Raw genomic sequence first — 15,704 nt, 5'->3', positions numbered from 1 at the left:
AATGGGAGGTTTTATTTTATGGAAAAATTTATTTTATCATTAGACCAAGGGACAACAAGTTCTAGAGCAATTATTTTCAATAAAAAAGGGGATATTGTCCATGTAGCACAAAAAGAGTTTACACAAATATTTCCGAAGCCAGGCTGGGTTGAACATAATGCAAATGAAATATGGGGTTCTATTTTGGCAGTTATTGCGACAGTTTTATCAGAATCGGATATTAAGCCGGAACAAATAGAAGGTATCGGGATCACCAACCAACGGGAGACGGCAGTTGTATGGGATAAAAATACTGGGGCGCCCGTCTACAATGCTATTGTGTGGCAATCAAGACAAACAAATGAAATTTGCGAAGAACTAAAAGCACAAGGGTATAATCAGCTTTTCCGTGATAAAACAGGACTTTTAATTGATGCTTATTTTGCAGGTACAAAAGTAAAGTGGATTTTAGATCACGTGGATGGAGCAAGACAAAAAGCGGAAAATGGGGATTTATTATTTGGTACAATTGATACATGGCTAATCTGGAAATTATCTGGTGGGAAAGCGCATGTAACAGACTATACAAATGCTTCACGTACGCTAATGTTTAATATCTATGATTTAAAATGGGATGACGAATTACTTGAAATATTAACAGTTCCAAAGTCTATGCTGCCAGAAGTAAAAGGATCTTCTGAAATATATGCTCATACAGTGGAAGGGCATTTCTTCGGAAATAGAATACCAATTGCAGGAGTGGCAGGAGATCAACAGGCTGCTTTATTTGGTCAGGCATGTTTTGAAGCGGGAATGGCGAAAAATACTTATGGCACTGGCTGCTTTATGCTAATGAACACAGGTGAAAAAGCAGTAAAATCAGATCATGGCTTGTTAACAACAATCGCATGGGGAATAGATGGAAAAGTGAATTATGCGCTTGAGGGAAGCATCTTTGTGGCCGGATCTGCTATCCAGTGGCTAAGAGATGGATTGAGAATGATAAAAGATGCCAAAGATAGCGAAGACTATGCAAGCAGAGTAGATTCTACAGATGGAGTTTATATTGTACCAGCATTTGTTGGACTTGGGACTCCTTACTGGGACAGTGATGTTCGCGGGGCAATGTTTGGGGTAACGAGAGGGACAACAAAAGAGCATTTTATTCGGGCGACACTAGAATCACTTGCCTATCAAACAAAAGATGTTTTGGGTGCAATGGAGACTGATTCGAATATTCAAGTCAAAACATTACGAGCAGACGGAGGAGCCGTTCGAAATAATTTCCTTATGCAGTTCCAGGGAGATATTTTAAATGTTCCTGTAGAAAGACCTGTTATAAATGAGACAACTGCATTAGGAGCAGCTTATCTTGCTGGTTTAGCTGTCGGTTTTTGGAAAGATCAAAAGGAAATTGCGGAGCAATGGAGCCTTGATCGTTCCTACGAACCAAAAATGGAGGAAGAGACAAGAGAAGCATTATATACTGGCTGGAAGAAAGCTGTTAAAGCCACGATGGCTTTTAAATAAAAGGAATAGCTTTCTGTTTAAAAGTTTAATAAAATAGTATAAATACTATGAATATATAGATTAATATGATATAATAAAAACAAGTTAATATTTTTTGTCTGGAGAAATGGAGAGACCACAAAGCATTATCGTTTAATTGGTAATGTAGCTTTGTGGTCTCTTTTTGTTTGTGTTTAGATCATGTACGAACCAAATTGTTTTGAATGAATAACGTAAGGAAATTATTTAACTAACAAGTTTTTTAAGATATAGGGAGGGTTTTACTTTGCAAAAGAAGCCAAGTAGTAGAGAAAAAATGCAACAACAGTTAATGAATAATAAATTTGATGTGTTAGTTATCGGGGGAGGCATTACAGGAGCGGGTATCGCTTTAGATGCCGCAGCAAGAGGAATGGAAGTTGCACTTGTAGAAATGCAGGACTTTTCAGCAGGAACTTCAAGCAGATCAACAAAGCTCGTTCATGGAGGTCTCCGCTATTTAAAGCAATTCGAAGTGAAGATGGTGGCAGAAGTAGGGAAAGAGAGAGAAGTGGTGTATGAAAATGGACCACATGTAACTACACCAGAATGGATGTTACTTCCCTTGCACCAAGGAGGAACGTTTGGTAAATTTTCCACCAATATCGGTTTAAGAGTATATGATTTTCTTGCTGGAGTGAAAAAGTCGGAACGAAGAAAAATGCTATCGAAAGAAGAAACCCTTGCGAAAGAACCATTAATTAAGAAAGATGGGCTTAAAGGTGGAGGATATTATGTGGAATATCGCACAGATGACAGTCGCCTGACTGTGGAAGTAATGAAAAAGGCAGTTGATTGTGGTGCAACGGCGATAAATTATACGAAAGTAGAGAACTTCCTATATGATAAAAACGGTAAAATAGAAGGCGTAGAAGTTAGAAATCTTATCTCTAATGCGGTTTACCCCATTTATGCCAATGTCGTGGTAAATGCAACTGGACCATGGGTTGATACATTAAGAACGATTGATGGAAGCCGAAAAGGAAAAACGCTTCAGCTGACAAAAGGGGTTCATTTAGTTATTGATCAATCTGTATTTCCTTTAAAACAAGCAATTTATTTTGATACACCAGATAAGAGGATGGTTTTTGCCATTCCGCGGGATGGCAAAACATATGTTGGGACAACAGATACTTTTTATAGTGAAGATCCCATTCATCCATCGATGTCGAAAGAAGATAGAGATTATCTTTTAGAAGCAATTAAATTTATGTTTCCTTCGATCTCTGTTTCCGCAGAAGATGTGGAGTCAAGCTGGGCGGGAGTGAGACCGTTGATTTTGGAAGATGGAAAAGATCCATCCGAAATTTCTCGAAAGGATGAAATCTGGGAGTCTGACAGTAAACTTATTACTATTGCTGGAGGGAAATTAACTGGTTATCGTAAAATGGCTGAAACAGTTGTTAATCTTGTTTCCGCTAGATTGCAAGAGAAGACGGGGAAATCATTTAAACAATGTATGACAAAGACAATGCCAATTTCCGGTGGAGATGTCGGTGGTTCAAAAGGGTTTTCTGCGTATATCCAGGATATTTTAACAAAAGGAATGAATGGAGGACTCTTAAAAGAGGAAGCAGAAAAAATTGCAAGACTATATGGCAGTAATGCTCCTATTCTTTATGAACTTGCGAAGGATTTAAGCGGGAAACATGAAGAACTTTCTCCGGTCCTACTTGCACGAATTCACTATGCAATGGAATATGAATTTGCAATGACTCCGACAGATGTACTCCTCAGACGGACAGGAATGCTGCTATTTGATATTGCAAAAGTAAAGGAAGTAAAAGATGCGGTAATTGAATACATGGCAGAATATTATGATTGGAGCGTCGAAAGGACTAATACTTTAACAGCCGAACTAGAAAAGGAAATACACAAAGCAACTGTACCGTTCGCAGGATAATTGAAAGTTAATAGGGAATAAGGCTATCCTCATTAAAACGTATATGATAGGTTGGTTAGCTGGAGGTGCCGCGCTTATGTGATTCATGCAGTCGCCTCTAGCTAACAACACGCCAGGAATCGCACTGATCAAATTGTGGTAATTAAGTGTATGAAATGGAGATTGATAATAGTAAGAATAACGATTTTACCATCCACAAAATAATGTTTTTACAAAAATAGGGAAACTAATGGTTGACTATAAGCAAATTTTGCGATAAGATGTTCCTTGTATGTATTTGAGGTTTAACAGAATTTTGTAGAATTATTGTGTAAAGTAACAAGAAATTTATAAGTAAACGGAACAACTATATAATAGCATTCAAAACAATTACACTCCATTTATCTTCAAAAACACATTTAAATCCTTCCTAATGCGGATTAATCCTTCCATTATTTTTTCGAAAATGTATTTTTGTGTTCTGCACAATTCACCCTAAATTCACACTGGCACGGTCTAGGAACCGTAAGGATGAAAGAGAGGTAGGGCTTTCGTTGTTTTAGGCATTACACCATTTTAATAGATGTGTATTTCCTTAAATATATGCATTGCTTAATTGTATTCAATCGATGAATACACGAATGGGACCTTTAAATCTGAGTTGATCATCAGATTTAAAGGTCCTTTTTTATTTGATAAAGCTGATCTGGTACTTTCCTCTATTATTATAAGAAAATAATGGGAAGATTATTTTCTTTAAAAGGGAGCTATGATATGATACAAATGAACTTATCAATACATAGTGACTGACGACATAAATGGAAATAACCATATGGGAGCTGTGTATATGTATAGCCGGTCGTCTGGGCAGAAGGGCATAAAGCACTTCTTTTTATAATTTACCAGGAGGTATATACATGTCGGAAAAATTAATTTTAGACGGAAATGTAGTAGCAAATGCAGTAAAGGACGAATTAAAAGGAAGAATAAGTGCTTTAAAGGAAAAAGGGATTACTCCATGCTTGGCAACGATATTAGTTGGCGATGATCCTTCATCCGCAACGTATGTACGAATGAAAGGAAATGCGTGTGCAAAGCTCGGCATAGATTCAAGAAAAATTCATTTAGATAAACAAACAACGACAGAAGAATTGTTAGCAACGATTCATTCATTAAATAACGATGAAAAGGTGCATGGCATTCTTTTACAACATCCCGTTCCAAGCCATATAGACGAACGGAAAGCATTTGAAGCAATTGCGATTGAGAAAGACGTAGACGGTGTTACTAGTTTTGGATATGGGCAAACAGCTTTAGGATTTGGTAAATATCCATCCTGTACTCCAGCAGCTATAATGAAAATTATGGAGCATTATAATATAGAAGTTAATGGGAAACACGCTGTAGTAGTAGGGCGTAGTCCGATTTTAGGGAAGCCTGTTTCTGCATTGCTTTTAAATAAAGATGCAACGGTGACAACCTGCCACTCGAGAACGGTTCATTTAGAAGATCATGTCAAACAGGCAGACATTGTGATTGCTGCTGTTGGAAAACCTAATTTTATTCAAGGTGAATGGATTAAACCAGGTGCTGTTATTTTGGATGCTGGCTATAATAAAGGCAATATTGGAGATGTTGATTATGAAGCTTGTTTAGAAAAAGCTTCTGCCATCACCCCAGTTCCTGGAGGAGTTGGACCAGTTACGATTAGTATGCTGTTAAAGCATACGGTTGATTCTGCAGAAGCAGCAATCGAGTAATAATGAAATCAAACAATAGAATATGAAATTTCTTAAGTTTTGAAAACGTTATTGACAAAAACGCAAAAAAATTATATTATAAATGTAACGCAATTAAGTTCGGTATATGTTTTAAGGATAAGGTGGTCGTAGCTGCAACGTATGTAGGCGATTTTCTTCTACATCATTTCAGCTACGGCTTTTTCATGTTAAATGACGTATCGATTCCTAAAAGTTATATTAGGTGCTTAGTGTGTAACACATTTTTGGAGGTTTTACAATGAACACAGGTAAAGTAAAATGGTTTAACGCAGAAAAAGGTTTTGGATTCATCGAGTCTTCTGAAGGTCAAGACGTATTTGTTCACTTCTCTGCAATTCAAACAGAAGGTTTCAAAACTTTAGAAGAAGGCCAAGACGTAACTTTTGAAATCGTTGAAGGTAACCGTGGACCACAAGCTTCTAACGTAACTAAAGCTTAATAAAAAAAACAAAAAAAGGTGATGCCTTTCAAAATGCATCACCTTTTTTAATGATGTTTCACATAAAGCTTTGTTTTTCAGTGAAAGGAAGAATAACGAAAATAAATGGCTTAGATTGGCATTTAGATAAAAATTCTCCATCAACTTCATTATATTCATCCGTTAAAAAACCACATAATTTCCCACTAAAGTATGGTATGCAGGCTTTTAATTGATCCTATTTACCTTAATGTTTTGGAAAATGAAAAAAAGTGAAATAAAATGGAGAGTATATATTTATAACAAAATAAAACAATACACTCTAGGTTGGTATTTTCTAAACAAATAATGTCCCTAATAATAGGGCGGTGTTTTAAGGTCTATATAAGAGTAATCATGCGCTAAAATTAGTGGAATCCATTCATTTAAAATGATAAAGATCCTATCCTACGACATTTCTGGCCCTATATTCTAAGGAATATCAATCAACGGAGTACAATAACAAGGAGGAAAAAGTATTGACAACTTTTTCAGATTTTAAATTAAGCAGCAGTTTAGAAAAAGCATTATCAAATATGGGATTTGAAGAGCCAACACCAATTCAGGCGCAGGCGATTCCGATTGCATTATCAGGTAAGGACATGATTGGACAAGCTCAAACAGGTACTGGTAAAACAACTGCCTTTGGTGTGCCTTTACTAGAGAAAATTGAGGTTGGCAAAGCAGTTCAAGGACTAGTAATTGCTCCAACAAGAGAATTAGCAGTCCAAGTAGCAGAAGAATTAAATCGTATCGGCTCTGTAAAAGGAATCCGTACATTGCCAATATATGGTGGGCAAGACATTAACCGCCAAATTCGTGGGCTAAAAAAGAAGCCGGAAATTATTGCGGCTACACCTGGTCGATTAATTGACCATATTGAACGTAAAACAATTCGCTTACAAGATTTAAAAATGATTATTCTTGATGAAGCGGATGAAATGCTTAACATGGGATTCATTGATGATATTGAAAGGATTTTAAGTGAAACGCCAGATTCTCGTCAAACATTATTGTTTTCAGCAACAATGCCGAAAAGAATTCAAAGCCTTGCAGAAAGATTTATGGTTGAACCTCAAGTAGTAAGAGTGAAGGCAAAAGAAATGACTGTTACAAACATTGAGCAACATTATATCGAAGTGCAAGAGCGTCAAAAATTCGATGTGTTATGCAGCTTGCTGGACATTCAATCACCTGAACTAGCTATTGTTTTTGGTCGTACGAAGAGACGTGTCGATGAAGTGGTAGAAGGCCTTATTAAACGTGGATACTCTGCAGAAGGAATTCACGGTGATATTCCACAAGGTAAACGTGACCAAGTTATTCGCCGTTTCAAGGAACAAAGCATTGATATCATGGTAGCAACAGATGTAGCAGCTAGAGGACTTGATATTAGCGGTGTGTCTCATGTTTATAACTTTGATATTCCACAAGATCCAGAAAGCTATGTTCACCGAATTGGTAGAACAGGACGTGCTGGTAAAAAAGGACTAGCTGTAACATTTGTATCTCCTAGAGAACTTGATCATTTACGTATTATTGAAAATGTTACGAAGAAATCAATGACGAAAAAGCCAATTCCTTCTCTAACAGATGTGTTAGCTGGAAACCAACAAGCAACAATTAGTAAAATTGCAAAAACTATTGAAGAAAATGACTATGCAGAGTATAAGCGAGTTGCAGAAGGCTTATTAGAAGAAACAGATTCTGTAACACTTCTTGCAGCAGCATTAAAGCTTCTTACAAAAGAGCCAGATGCTACACCAGTTAAATTAACGGCTGTTGAGCCATTGCGTTCAAAGAAAAAAGATAACCGATCTGGCGGCGGTAATCGCAGACGTCGTTCTGATCGTGGGGGAGAACGCGGCAGCTATGATAGAAAACGCCCGAACTCTTCTGGTGATAGAAGACCTAGAAGTCGTAACAGAAGTAAGTAATCGTTTATAGCTTACTTTATACCGTGGTTTCCCTTTTATTTGGAAGAAAATATTGGTATTTGATGTTTCAACGTTTTAAATGAAATAAATTGGGGAAACTAGGTAAATGAAGGATAGGATATATCCTTGTTATTTAAATCTAGGAGGCAATAAAAAAATGGCAACAGGTAAAGTAAAATGGTTTAATTCAGAAAAAGGCTTTGGATTTATCGAAGTAGATGGCGGAGAAGATGTATTTGTTCATTATTCTGCGATCCAAACAGAAGGATTCAAAACTTTAGACGAAGGTCAAGAAGTTAATTTTGATATAGAAGAAGGCAGCCGCGGACCACAGGCTGTTAATGTAACAAAACTATAAAATGTAAGGAAGAGTCCTACGGGGCTCTTTTTTTTGCTAAATGAATGCTATTTGGATAAAATAAGAAAGAATACTTTCATCAAGCCTAAATGAATTTGCTTGATGTTTGTTTCTTAGCGGATCATGCAGTTGTGATTCATATTGGGTTTAAAGTTCAGTTTGTTTTGATCTGTTAAATGATATAGAGAAAGAAAGAGGTGCATAACATGAAAGAATTTACGGTGAATTTTCATGTAGAAGATGGAGTAGACCAAATGATTGTGCAAAAACTAAGTGAAGATGATTTTAATCGTGTTACCAGTGGCGGTACACGTCAATTATTTGAATTAGATACAAATATCGGATTCTTTATATATTTTGACGCTGAAGACGAACAAGGTAAAGAATCATACTTAGTCCTGCAATATGAAGAAGAAAAGGAAGAACCAACAGCATGCTTTAGTTTTCAATTAAAAGATTTTTATCAATTTGTTGCCCTGCACCTAAATGATCTCCAGTATGAAGAAGGCGAAGAAGAGGAAGAAGAAGACTTTGGTCCTATTCACTATCTGGCTCATTTAATGCACCATATTGTAGAGGATGGAAAATTGGTAGAAGTATAAAGAGAAAAGCTGGAGATTATTTTCTCCAGCTTTATTAGCTTAATTCCATTTGAACGGAATTGGTTTAATATTAATCCTCTAAATAATGTTGCTTGCAAAATGCTTGTATTTCTGCTAATTCATCTTCCTCTAAACCATAATCCAAATATTTATTTTCTAAGCTATCATAAAAATGATAATTCAATATATGGGAACCATTGTCGTCCACAGAAAATAAGATTTTTATTTGTAAATGATCTTCATTTGCTAATTCATCTTCCTCATCAAACTCAACAGTAAGGAAAAATTCAAAACGCTGGCCAGCAAGGATGCCGGTAGGATCTTTAATTTCCTCAACTGTATATTCTTTAATGTTCACTATTATAAACCTCCAATAAATTCAAAACAATATTATAGTACTTTTACTTTGAAAATAATATCATATTAAAGTCAGAATAGCTAATTGTATTCCTTTTAGGGGGCGAATCGATTTTAAAAAAATAAAGTAGTTTTTAAAATAATATTTGCATTGGAGGTAGAAAGTATGGCATAATAAACTGTTTGACATTTTTATTAGTATATGGTATATTTAATATTAGTTTTTAGATTATATTTTTTGTTTACACTTGTTTAGGGATTTTTTATGTTTTTCTCTGGTTTACAAGTGTTTTTTATTTTATCCTGTTAAGACTTTCGTTTTGTAGTTCATGAATGAGTTTGTAGAAGTAATGTTTTACTTTTTATGAACAGAGATGGAAAACTAAAGTTTTAACAAATAATTAGCTTCCTGGAGGTGCTTCATTTGGCAATGGGATTTGGTAGAAGAAATAATGAAGAAATTGTTAAAGAAGAAGTGGTGGTTTGGGATTGTACATCAGATACGTGTAAATGTTGGATCCGTGATAATTTTAAAAGCAGTGAGACACCAAAGTGCCCAATCTGCGGAAGTGACATGGTAAAAACAACTAGAGAGCTTCAAGTGGTTAATAATAATAGTATATATTCAAAATAAAAAAGGAATTTTCCAAAATAGGATGGACCTCACAAGATTTTCCAGGTGGATAATCTTGTGAGGTCTTATCCACCGATGGAGATTTTTTTATTTGCGTTTATTTTAAGCTGGGGCTTAAATATATTCCAGCTTAAAATAAACGCAAATAAATATATAAATGCAAACATTTTTGTTTGAGCTCTTTGGATCATTTTTATCATATACACTATGGTGCTAGAGACACCTAGACTCCTAAAGCCAGGAGAGTGTCTCTAGCACCATTTTTTCATTTTTAATACTAAATCGATAAAACTTTTTTAGTTGGAAAAAGAGTGCAGCCTTCATACACTTCGCTTATCATGTGAAGTGTATGAAGGCTGCGATAGTAATAGCGAAGCTAAAATTTATTTCTTGTACCAAAAACTTGCTTAATTATACAGTCAAATTAAGCATTAATGGAATTAAGGATGTACCCCATAGGACAGTAATCCACGCTGCTAATATCATGGCTAATGTCGAGAAGGTCGCTTCTTGTTCACCAAATTCCATTGCTTTTGATGTTCCAACTCCATGCGCTCCCATTCCAAGCGCTAGGCCCTTTGCAATGGGAGAACGAAGGGATAGCCATTTTATTGCATATGGACCTATAATTCCTCCAAGAACCCCTGTTATAATGACGAATATCGTTGTTAATGTTGGCAAACCACCGATTTCTTCTGAAACAACAATAGCAATAGGGGTAGTTATGGAACGTGGTAAAATACTCATAATAAAATCATTGTTTAAGCGAATCAAAATAGATAATAAATAGGATGAAAAGATGGCAACTAATGTGCCTGTTGTTACACTGACAATAATAATGGAAAAATGCTTTTTTAATAAATGTAAATTTTTATAAATAGGAACAGCAAAAGCGATAGTCGCCGGACCCAATAAATGGGTTAATGGCTGGGCTGATTCCATATAAGTCGTTGCTGGAATATGAAAAACAGTAATAAATAAGATCAGCAAGATAGGGGTAACTAACAATGGGTGAAATAGCGGCATATTATATTTTTTATAACATGCTTTTGCTATTCGATAAAGCACATAAGTAATAATGGTAAGAATTATAATTTTGATCATTTGCTAAAACGTCTCTTTCTGTTATATATTTTTTCAGCAGTAAAACCTGTAGCCCCCATAACAAAAAATGTGCTTATTGCAATTAGTAAGACTGTTTCAATTCCTTTTATATTTAAAATTTCGTTGTAATTAACAATTCCAACAGCTGATGGAATAAAAAATAACAACAATTCTGCAAGCAGCCAAGCTGCCCCTTTTTCTACCCATTCCACTTTCACTAATTTAAGCTTTAAACCAATAAAAAGAATTATTAATCCAATCATTGAAGCAGGAATTGGTATTGTAACAATCATTTTAATTCCCATCCCGATAAAAAGAAAAACATGAAGGAATATGATTTGCCCAGCAATTATCACTATATTCTTCAATGAGATCACCTTCTGATATTCATTTGATGGAATGAAATCTTCCATCTCTTTCGTATATGAATATCATACGCTTAACTTAGTTATTCGTAAAATACATAGTAATTATAGTTAATATAACTAATAGTTATAATGATATTAGAAGATATATGGACTTTATTCATTGTTAAGAACAAAGTCAATGAATCTTCTGCTAGCAACGGATAAATAGCGATCCTTTTTCGTAATGATGACTAGTTCCCAATTGGTAATAGGCTCTAAGTCAACAAAGCGAACTTGATTATTATTTGCTCGATTACATATTGATTCGGGGAGGATTGAAATTCCTAGATTTGCTGCCACAATCTCAACCATAAAGTCCCACTGGGAGCTTTTGAAGATAATATTTGGCTCAAATCCTTCTTGGATAAATTTTTTGCGCATAATTTCATATAAGGCAAATTCTTCACTGTAAAAAATAAATTCTTCTTCTTTTAATTCTTTCATTTGCACCTTTTGTCTATTTGCAAACCGATGAGATACAGGTACAATTAATTTCATTTCTTCCTTTACAAGTGGGAAGATGTTAAAAGCTTCATCTGCTAAGGGAAGTACAGCGACACCCATTTCAAATTCACCCTCTTCGACACTTTTAACAACTTTTGCCGCACCATATTCTTTTATATTTATTTGGATATTTGGATATGCTTTATGAAATGCGGCGATTATTTTTGGGAAGAATAAGCTTCCGATGATTGGCGGAAGGCCAATATTAATATTTCCTCTAGTTAAATTGGTCATATCGTGCAGGGTAGATGACATTTCTTCCACTTGTGCAATAATTTTTTGCCCATATTCATATACGACTGACCCTGCATCTGTAAGCTCATGGGTTTTATTGGAGCGGTGAATTAGGGTTAAACCAATCTCGGCTTCTAAGCTTTTGATTGCTTTACTTAGCGCAGGCTGTGAAATATGAAGCTTGTCTGAGGCTTTTGTCATATTCTTTTGTTTCACCACTTCCACGAAGTAATGTAGCTGTCTAATTTCCATTATTTTTCCTCCTTTTATGATTGAAAAGGGCTGTCCCTATCATAGAGACAGCCTTGTGACTGGATGGAAATGGACATTAGCTTTAACCCCTTTTCCATCCAGTTATTTAGGGATTTTTTTTAGAAGGGATAAGTTTCTAATCATTGAACCAACAAACATAGTTCCAGCTCCTCCGAAAAGAAGAATCAAGACCGTTTGCTTACTAATAACATCAAGTGGATAAAGAATACTACTTAAGATTGCAAGAAACCCAACCAACGTTAAAACCCAACCGAATTTTGTCATAATTAACTTCCTGTCCTTTAAAAAATAGATAACTATTTATTTATTTTACGCAAAGAAGAAGGGAAGTACAACTATTGTGTGATTCTTTTTAGCAAAAAATACTTTTACACTAAAAATATAAAAATGGATAAGAATATTAGGTTTAAAGAAGGAATATAGGTGGGTATACATAGATTATCATTTTGAAAAGGTGGGAACATCATGAGTATTTTTCACGAATTAAAAGAGAAAATCGTCTTTCCTCGTAATTGGAAAGATAACTTAATTGCCCACAAAAAATATGAAAAATTATACAAAAAAAATCCGACAGAGCTTATATACAGTAATATTTACCGTATTCAATCAAGAGAACAAATAGAGAAAAAATAGACTAGGGTGAAATCCATCCTAGTCTTTGTTATGTTGCAAAATATACTTATATATTATTAGGCCATCGATGTTTCTTTTAAATAATCTGAAAAAACTTTTTGTACAAGATCTTGTTCTTGGATATCATCAGCGCTATGTAAATCCTTAATACAGACAACGTATACTGATTTTACAAATAAGTGAAGTGCTTCATCATCGGTTAATTTCTGGATTTTTTTAATTAACTGATTATCGGTAATGTAATTAACAATACGACCAAGGAATTCCTTCGGATAATCTTTAGGTTGTTTCCCTGTTTCTTCTTGAAAAATTCCCCCTTGTCCTTCAATTTCGACATGACGTATTACTTTTTCTAATTCTTGAATACTAAATATCTCCATTGATTAAACACCTCTTTCCCTCTAGTATTATAACAGGCTATTAAACTGTAGTAAATTAGTGTTTTTTCACTATTTGAAAAAGATTATTATAATAGTATTTTAAAGGTGTTATATAAAAGAAATAGACGATTTTTGCTGTGGAATTTTTTAAAATTAATCGAATCCCCTGCAAAACAGGGAATCTAATGGTACAATATTTATGATTAATTAAATCAGCATTTCTTAATCTAATTGAAAGAAATGGCAGAAGTTGTGAGAAGGAGTAATAATGGATAATAATACAATGTATCATATGGTAAAAAAATTTCATGAAGCATTTGGACACGAAGTAGCTACAGAACCTACTGCAATCGCAGAAAAAACAGCTGTTAATCGAGCCGTTTGGACTGGAGAAGAGTTAGTAGAATTTTTATATGCAACAGCAGAAGGGGACGAAAGTAAATTTAAAGCGTTATATGAGCAGTTTTTAAAGGGATTAAATAAAGCTGCTGATAAAATACTTACAGAAAAGAAACCCGTTGACGATAAATTAGTAGCACAAATGGATGCTTTAACGGATGTAGAATATTTTAATCAAGGAAGTTTTGTCATTGCCGGTGTAGAACCATTTTCACTCTTCCAAATTGTTCAAGAAGCAAATATGGGCAAGCTGTTTGAAGATGGTAAACCAAGATTTAGAGAAGAAGATGGCAAAATTATTAAGCCGCCAAATTGGGAAAAAGATTTCGCTCCTGAAGGGCGCCTACAAGCAGAAATAGAAAGACAAAGAAAAAATAAAGACAAATAGCAGTTGAATATTCAATAAAAAGACGAACACGAATAATTAATAAAAGCCTGCAAACGAGCTTCTATAATTATCCGTGTTTTTAATTAGCTATAAAAATAACGTTTCTGTAATAGCTTTTTCATAATAAGTCTTTTCGGATGATGTTGCTTTTCCCTTCGAGCAATACTTAATAATGCACCTTTTTACTTTTTAAATTAACTTATTTAGAGAGTACAGATGCCGGAATGAATATCGATGGATTGCCAGAAGCGTACGGGGCAACTTCGTATTGCTGGAAAATGAGTACAATTCCGTTGTCTGCTAAATAGAAATTCGTTTCGTTTGTCACTTTAAAATCCGTGAATTCTTCTGGATCTGCGAAAAATATTTCTGGGTGTTTTTTCATATATGCTATTGCATAAGTTGTTACTTTGCCATAATGTTCCTTGGAAGGTAGAAAGTCATCCAATGTTAATAGCTTTCCTGATTTGAGGTCGAAATTATAGGTTGTTATCACCGTATTTCCATGTGCTCCCCCAGTAAATTGATAGTCAGAAAATAAAATGCTTAATTTATTATTTTGGTTGTATTTCACTTGATAGTTGGTTATGTATTCGAACTGACAGGCAGATGCTGATTCTTTACAGATCGATTCTTTTTTGAGTTTTTCCATTTCTTTCATTAACTTTATGTATTGATTATACGATGCTTTTATATGTTGTAATAAGATTTTGTTTACACTATTCTGCGCTTTGTTGTTAGGGGCACTAACTAGAAATGGATATTTTAGTTTTTCAATATTTTTATATTGTTTTGTCATAACAACATTTGGTGATTTAATGGCAACTGTAGATATAGGTTGAACAAAGGTTATCAGGATTAACATAATAATAAATGGTACCAATATATATGTTTGTCTTTTCATACATCACTTCATTCCTTTCTAGTCTTCATGCTATTTTTCCCTTTTTTGAGTGTATAATGTATGGATATAAAAAAAATGCTAAAAGGTGTAGATTATTCTACATCTTTTAGCATTTTTTCAATCGAATAAAGTTGTTTATTTAAGTCATTAATAATGGTCATTTGCTGTTTATGTATGGAAAGGCTATCTTTTTCTACCTTTAATCTTTCTATTGCTCTCGCTTCTTTTCGTTTTAGAAATTGTACTAAGATAAAAATCAGCAAAGCTGGGATGAAGATGTAAAGGAGTAGAGTTGGTAAAAGTAATAAAAGATCGCTCATCATTTATCTCCTTTAATTTGTCTCATTTAACAATTTTTCGATGTTTACAATTCTTTCTTTCACTTTGTTTAGTGCTTCTATTTGTTCCTTTTGATAGGCTATATTTTCTCTTTCTAAGTTCAACTTTTCATCTGCGCGCGTTTCCGCTCTTTTCATATATCTTGCTATATAAAATATGAAACCAAGCACAATTAGAATAGGAATACTGACGATAAAGAGATTGATCACACTGAATACTTGCATTTCGTTCCCTCCTGAAATAATTTTTGGTTTACTCCTTTCTTTTCTTAATCGTGACACTGTCAGCCAGGTCTGCAATTAATTCCTCTGATAAAGGAAGAGAAAAGGGAATTAACGCATAATACTTCATTGCTTTTCCATCTTCAGAAATTTCATGATGCCCTTTAATTAACTCGGCATTTTCTAATTTTTGAAGATGCAAATATAATAAAGGTCTACTTATTCCAAGTTCTCTAGCTAGTTGGCTGACATATTTCTTTTCATTTTTCAAGATAGCGATAATTTTCAAACGATATGGGTTTGATAATGATTCAAGAATAAGTAGTAATTTGTCTCCGTTTTTTATATGTTTCATATGTAATAATAATATTACAGGTATAAAA

Annotated in this window: 20 protein-coding genes and 1 riboswitch; of the genes, 10 read left to right on the top strand and 10 right to left on the bottom strand. The window is 34.4% G+C overall.

Annotated elements, in window-relative coordinates; translation table 11 throughout:
• Positions 1–18: 18 nt before the first annotated feature.
• The 7 genes from glpK (at position 19) to NX902_RS13910 (ending at position 8,544) form a co-directional block, all read left to right on the top strand.
• A complete protein-coding gene (gene glpK, locus NX902_RS13940) occupies positions 19–1,509 on the top strand; it encodes a glycerol kinase GlpK (protein ID WP_095333711.1) in 1,491 nt (496 codons plus the stop codon).
• Positions 1,510–1,804: 295 nt separating this feature from the next.
• Positions 1,805–3,430, top strand: coding sequence for a glycerol-3-phosphate dehydrogenase/oxidase (locus NX902_RS13935; RefSeq protein WP_095333772.1), 1,626 nt, complete (start codon positions 1,805–1,807; stop codon positions 3,428–3,430).
• Between the two features lie 771 nt (positions 3,431–4,201).
• Positions 4,202–4,285: riboswitch (ZMP/ZTP riboswitch) on the top strand.
• A 41-nt stretch (positions 4,286–4,326) separates the two neighbouring features.
• Positions 4,327–5,169, top strand: a complete 843-nt coding sequence (locus NX902_RS13930) for a bifunctional 5,10-methylenetetrahydrofolate dehydrogenase/5,10-methenyltetrahydrofolate cyclohydrolase (RefSeq protein WP_095333712.1) — start codon at positions 4,327–4,329, stop codon at positions 5,167–5,169.
• Positions 5,170–5,428: 259 nt separating this feature from the next.
• Positions 5,429–5,629, top strand: a complete 201-nt coding sequence (locus NX902_RS13925; protein WP_016203922.1) for a cold-shock protein — start codon at positions 5,429–5,431, stop codon at positions 5,627–5,629.
• A gap of 497 nt (positions 5,630–6,126) precedes the next feature.
• Positions 6,127–7,584 (top strand): DEAD/DEAH box helicase, encoded by a 1,458-nt coding sequence (locus NX902_RS13920; protein WP_341160789.1) that lies wholly within the window; start codon positions 6,127–6,129, stop codon positions 7,582–7,584.
• 157 nt (positions 7,585–7,741) lie between these two features.
• Positions 7,742–7,942, top strand: coding sequence for a cold-shock protein (locus tag NX902_RS13915; protein WP_047940491.1), 201 nt, complete (start codon positions 7,742–7,744; stop codon positions 7,940–7,942).
• Positions 7,943–8,148: 206 nt separating this feature from the next.
• On the top strand, positions 8,149–8,544 hold the full coding sequence (locus NX902_RS13910; protein WP_123257794.1) for a cytosolic protein: 396 nt from the start codon (positions 8,149–8,151) through the stop codon (positions 8,542–8,544).
• 70 nt (positions 8,545–8,614) lie between these two features.
• Here the strand turns inward: NX902_RS13910 and NX902_RS13905 are convergent, their stop codons facing one another.
• On the bottom strand, positions 8,615–8,902 hold the full coding sequence (locus NX902_RS13905; protein WP_095333715.1) for a DUF6509 family protein: 288 nt from the start codon (positions 8,900–8,902) through the stop codon (positions 8,615–8,617).
• Positions 8,903–9,331: 429 nt separating this feature from the next.
• On the opposite strand from NX902_RS13905, the gene NX902_RS13900 reads away from it, so the two are divergent.
• The gene (locus tag NX902_RS13900; RefSeq protein ID WP_171510321.1) at positions 9,332–9,535 is read left to right on the top strand and encodes a cold-inducible protein YdjO-related protein; all 204 of its coding nucleotides are present in this window, start codon (positions 9,332–9,334) and stop codon (positions 9,533–9,535) included.
• 411 nt (positions 9,536–9,946) lie between these two features.
• Here NX902_RS13900 and NX902_RS13895 read toward each other — a convergent pair whose 3' ends face one another.
• From NX902_RS13895 to NX902_RS13880, 4 genes are all read right to left on the bottom strand, one after another.
• Positions 9,947–10,639 carry an LrgB family protein gene (locus tag NX902_RS13895; protein WP_095333716.1) on the bottom strand — a complete coding sequence of 231 codons (693 nt, stop codon included), beginning with the start codon at positions 10,637–10,639 and terminating at the stop codon, positions 9,947–9,949.
• Positions 10,636–11,016, bottom strand: a complete 381-nt coding sequence (locus tag NX902_RS13890) for a CidA/LrgA family protein (RefSeq protein ID WP_235850352.1) — start codon at positions 11,014–11,016, stop codon at positions 10,636–10,638. The genes NX902_RS13895 and NX902_RS13890 overlap by 4 nt, the downstream gene beginning before the upstream one ends.
• Before the next feature lie 144 nt (positions 11,017–11,160).
• Positions 11,161–12,036 (bottom strand): LysR family transcriptional regulator, encoded by an 876-nt coding sequence (locus NX902_RS13885; protein WP_095333719.1) that lies wholly within the window; start codon positions 12,034–12,036, stop codon positions 11,161–11,163.
• A gap of 102 nt (positions 12,037–12,138) precedes the next feature.
• Entirely contained in the window at positions 12,139–12,321 is a 183-nt protein-coding gene (locus NX902_RS13880) for a hypothetical protein (protein ID WP_095333720.1), read from the bottom strand.
• A gap of 201 nt (positions 12,322–12,522) precedes the next feature.
• Here NX902_RS13880 and NX902_RS13875 point away from each other — a divergent pair, with 201 nt between their 5' ends.
• Positions 12,523–12,690 carry a hypothetical protein gene (locus tag NX902_RS13875; RefSeq protein ID WP_164463641.1) on the top strand — a complete coding sequence of 56 codons (168 nt, stop codon included), beginning with the start codon at positions 12,523–12,525 and terminating at the stop codon, positions 12,688–12,690.
• A 56-nt stretch (positions 12,691–12,746) separates the two neighbouring features.
• Here NX902_RS13875 and NX902_RS13870 read toward each other — a convergent pair whose 3' ends face one another.
• Positions 12,747–13,070 carry a hypothetical protein gene (locus NX902_RS13870; protein WP_047940501.1) on the bottom strand — a complete coding sequence of 108 codons (324 nt, stop codon included), beginning with the start codon at positions 13,068–13,070 and terminating at the stop codon, positions 12,747–12,749.
• 268 nt (positions 13,071–13,338) lie between these two features.
• Here NX902_RS13870 and NX902_RS13865 point away from each other — a divergent pair, with 268 nt between their 5' ends.
• On the top strand, positions 13,339–13,857 hold the full coding sequence (locus tag NX902_RS13865; protein ID WP_095333722.1) for an HAD family hydrolase: 519 nt from the start codon (positions 13,339–13,341) through the stop codon (positions 13,855–13,857).
• Between the two features lie 199 nt (positions 13,858–14,056).
• Here the strand turns inward: NX902_RS13865 and NX902_RS13860 are convergent, their stop codons facing one another.
• The 4 genes from NX902_RS13860 to NX902_RS13845 all read right to left on the bottom strand — a co-directional run bounded on the left by NX902_RS13860 (position 14,057) and on the right by NX902_RS13845 (position 15,676).
• The gene (locus NX902_RS13860) at positions 14,057–14,761 is read right to left on the bottom strand and encodes a DUF3298 and DUF4163 domain-containing protein (protein WP_123257793.1); all 705 of its coding nucleotides are present in this window, start codon (positions 14,759–14,761) and stop codon (positions 14,057–14,059) included.
• A gap of 92 nt (positions 14,762–14,853) precedes the next feature.
• A complete protein-coding gene (locus tag NX902_RS13855; RefSeq protein WP_095333725.1) occupies positions 14,854–15,081 on the bottom strand; it encodes a hypothetical protein in 228 nt (75 codons plus the stop codon).
• 12 nt (positions 15,082–15,093) lie between these two features.
• The gene (locus tag NX902_RS13850) at positions 15,094–15,324 is read right to left on the bottom strand and encodes a hypothetical protein (protein ID WP_341160788.1); all 231 of its coding nucleotides are present in this window, start codon (positions 15,322–15,324) and stop codon (positions 15,094–15,096) included.
• Positions 15,325–15,352: 28 nt separating this feature from the next.
• Positions 15,353–15,676, bottom strand: coding sequence for an ArsR/SmtB family transcription factor (locus NX902_RS13845; RefSeq protein WP_095333728.1), 324 nt, complete (start codon positions 15,674–15,676; stop codon positions 15,353–15,355).
• Between the last annotated feature and the right edge of the window lie 28 nt (positions 15,677–15,704).

It is taken from the genome of Niallia sp. FSL W8-0954, from assembly GCF_038005605.1.
GTDB lineage: Bacteria > Bacillota > Bacilli > Bacillales > Cytobacillaceae > Niallia > Niallia circulans_A.
This window is presented reverse-complemented; position numbering and strand designations above follow the sequence as displayed.

Bases quoted from the DNA above. Each gene is read 5' to 3' on its own strand.
- glpK (WP_095333711.1), top strand. From the start codon at position 19: ATGGAAAAATTTATTTTATCATTAGACCAAGGGACAACAAGTTCTAGA.
- NX902_RS13935 (WP_095333772.1), top strand. From the start codon at position 1,805: ATGCAACAACAGTTAATGAATAATAAATTTGATGTGTTAGTTATCGGG.
- NX902_RS13930 (WP_095333712.1), top strand. From the start codon at position 4,327: ATGTCGGAAAAATTAATTTTAGACGGAAATGTAGTAGCAAATGCAGTA.
- NX902_RS13925 (WP_016203922.1), top strand. From the start codon at position 5,429: ATGAACACAGGTAAAGTAAAATGGTTTAACGCAGAAAAAGGTTTTGGA.
- NX902_RS13915 (WP_047940491.1), top strand. From the start codon at position 7,742: ATGGCAACAGGTAAAGTAAAATGGTTTAATTCAGAAAAAGGCTTTGGA.
- NX902_RS13910 (WP_123257794.1), top strand. From the start codon at position 8,149: ATGAAAGAATTTACGGTGAATTTTCATGTAGAAGATGGAGTAGACCAA.
- NX902_RS13900 (WP_171510321.1), top strand. From the start codon at position 9,332: ATGGGATTTGGTAGAAGAAATAATGAAGAAATTGTTAAAGAAGAAGTG.
- NX902_RS13895 (WP_095333716.1), bottom strand. From the start codon at position 10,639: ATGATCAAAATTATAATTCTTACCATTATTACTTATGTGCTTTATCGA.
- NX902_RS13885 (WP_095333719.1), bottom strand. From the start codon at position 12,036: ATGGAAATTAGACAGCTACATTACTTCGTGGAAGTGGTGAAACAAAAG.
- NX902_RS13880 (WP_095333720.1), bottom strand. From the start codon at position 12,321: ATGACAAAATTCGGTTGGGTTTTAACGTTGGTTGGGTTTCTTGCAATC.
- NX902_RS13875 (WP_164463641.1), top strand. From the start codon at position 12,523: ATGAGTATTTTTCACGAATTAAAAGAGAAAATCGTCTTTCCTCGTAAT.
- NX902_RS13870 (WP_047940501.1), bottom strand. From the start codon at position 13,070: ATGGAGATATTTAGTATTCAAGAATTAGAAAAAGTAATACGTCATGTC.
- NX902_RS13865 (WP_095333722.1), top strand. From the start codon at position 13,339: ATGGATAATAATACAATGTATCATATGGTAAAAAAATTTCATGAAGCA.
- NX902_RS13860 (WP_123257793.1), bottom strand. From the start codon at position 14,761: ATGAAAAGACAAACATATATATTGGTACCATTTATTATTATGTTAATC.
- NX902_RS13855 (WP_095333725.1), bottom strand. From the start codon at position 15,081: ATGAGCGATCTTTTATTACTTTTACCAACTCTACTCCTTTACATCTTC.
- NX902_RS13850 (WP_341160788.1), bottom strand. From the start codon at position 15,324: ATGCAAGTATTCAGTGTGATCAATCTCTTTATCGTCAGTATTCCTATT.
- NX902_RS13845 (WP_095333728.1), bottom strand. From the start codon at position 15,676: ATGAAACATATAAAAAACGGAGACAAATTACTACTTATTCTTGAATCA.